Source organism: Flavobacterium solisilvae (assembly GCF_012911605.1).
In the GTDB taxonomy this organism is placed as follows: Bacteria; Bacteroidota; Bacteroidia; order Flavobacteriales; family Flavobacteriaceae; genus Flavobacterium; species Flavobacterium solisilvae.
In genome coordinates this window covers 1-1429 of record NZ_JAAMPT010000168.1, presented here as the reverse complement: position 1 = coordinate 1429, position 1429 = coordinate 1, and the positions used below count along the sequence as shown (strand labels likewise).

Genomic DNA, 1429 nt, shown 5'->3' with positions numbered 1-1429 from the left:
GTTCGTATCATTTTGGGAACAAATCAAACTACTTCAAAATATACCTTGGCTTAAAATCAATTTATAAGCTTTTAATTAAGTGAATTTGTATTGAAAATGAAGTTTTTTCACAACCTGACGTGCCGCGGCTTTGCGTTGTGGGGGATTTTTAGCACTACTGTTCATACGAAGCAGAAATGTTGAACCTTGCACAAATGTTTCTACGAAGCACGTCAGCCCCCATAACGCAAAACCGCTGTTAGTGGCTGGTGTTCTTCGGTCTTATCGGTATCCAAATCTCTTCTTCTGATGTCGGGTCGTTGTTTTTGTATTTGTCGCCCAACACTTCAAAATGCGGTCGGTCGTCCAAAACGTAGTCTGAATTTGGCAACCAAGTTCCCAAAATGTATTGAAAAATTGAATTATCTGTGCTTAAACCTTTATAGTCAAAAACCGCATAAAGTCCGCTTGGCAAAACAAAAGTTTCCATTTCGTTTGGCACGTTGTGAAAGTCTGCAACTTCAACTGTCGCCCACCTTTCAAATTCATTTGTCGGTTTGAAGTCCGCAAAATGTGTTGGTTTGTAAACAACCATTGAAATTAAATCATTCGTCAAATTGTTTGTGATTTCTTTTCGTCTTGGTGTAAAACTTCGCCATAATTCGCCAATTTTGTAATTAGCAAAACTCATTGTTAGTCGCTTTCCCACTAATTTCTTTTCGTTTAATGTTTCAATTCTTGGTGTCATTTTTCTATGTTAATATCATATTTGTCTAAAAGTCCTGAAACGCCCAAAATAGAAAATTTTGCTTTCTTAATTCGGTTAATTTCTGGGTCAATGGAATAATTGTAAGAAGTCCGAAAGTCGGCTTTTTCAAGTGTCGTATGGTCAAAAACGGCTTGTGCCAAATTGCAGTTGTCAAACACGGAACTTGTCAAGTCAGCTTCTGCAAAGTCGGTTTCTTGTAACTGCGAATTTTTGAAAACGGTCTTTTTGATTTTTGTCTTAAAAAATGAAGAATGGTTGAGTTGGCAACCGTCAAACGAAAAAGAAAGTCCAAACTCGTTGCAAATGTCAAAGCGAAGTCCTAACATTTTGCAGTCTTTGAATTTTACGTCCCGAAACGCTGTCTTGTTGAGCTTCGTCAAACTGAAATTACAACCGTTAAATGTGCAGTCTATAAACTTAAATTCTGAGAGGTCGCTGTCGGCAAAGTTGCAACTGTTAAAAATGCAGTTTTCGTATTCGCCTTTTGTCAGCGTGTCGTTTCGGTCAAAAGTTTTGTCTTGTATGTATGTTTCTGTCATTTGGAACGGTGTCTTGTTACACTTGCCACTAACGTCAGACTGTGAAAAAACCTCCACAATCCTAGTACCAAATATAGTAAAATAGTTGTAAGAAAAAGATAAATTCATTATTTTTAGTGATGCAACATATACAAGGAATAGC

General features: G+C 37.1%; 2 protein-coding genes. Both read right to left on the bottom strand.

Features of this window, described 5'->3' with window-relative positions; all coding sequences use genetic code 11:
• Positions 1–238 precede the first annotated feature (238 nt).
• Positions 239–727: a GyrI-like domain-containing protein gene (locus G6042_RS00795; RefSeq protein WP_169522372.1), complete on the bottom strand. Its 489-nt coding sequence runs from the start codon at positions 725–727 to the stop codon at positions 239–241.
• The gene (locus G6042_RS00790; RefSeq protein ID WP_169522371.1) at positions 724–1287 is read right to left on the bottom strand and encodes a pentapeptide repeat-containing protein; all 564 of its coding nucleotides are present in this window, start codon (positions 1285–1287) and stop codon (positions 724–726) included. Before G6042_RS00790 ends, G6042_RS00795 begins: the two co-directional genes overlap by 4 nt.
• Between the last annotated feature and the right edge of the window lie 142 nt (positions 1288–1429).

Excerpts from the sequence above, each read along its gene's own strand:
- G6042_RS00790 (WP_169522371.1), bottom strand. The coding sequence starts at position 1,287 with ATGACAGAAACATACATACAAGACAAAACTTTTGACCGAAACGACACG.
- G6042_RS00795 (WP_169522372.1), bottom strand. The coding sequence starts at position 727 with ATGACACCAAGAATTGAAACATTAAACGAAAAGAAATTAGTGGGAAAG.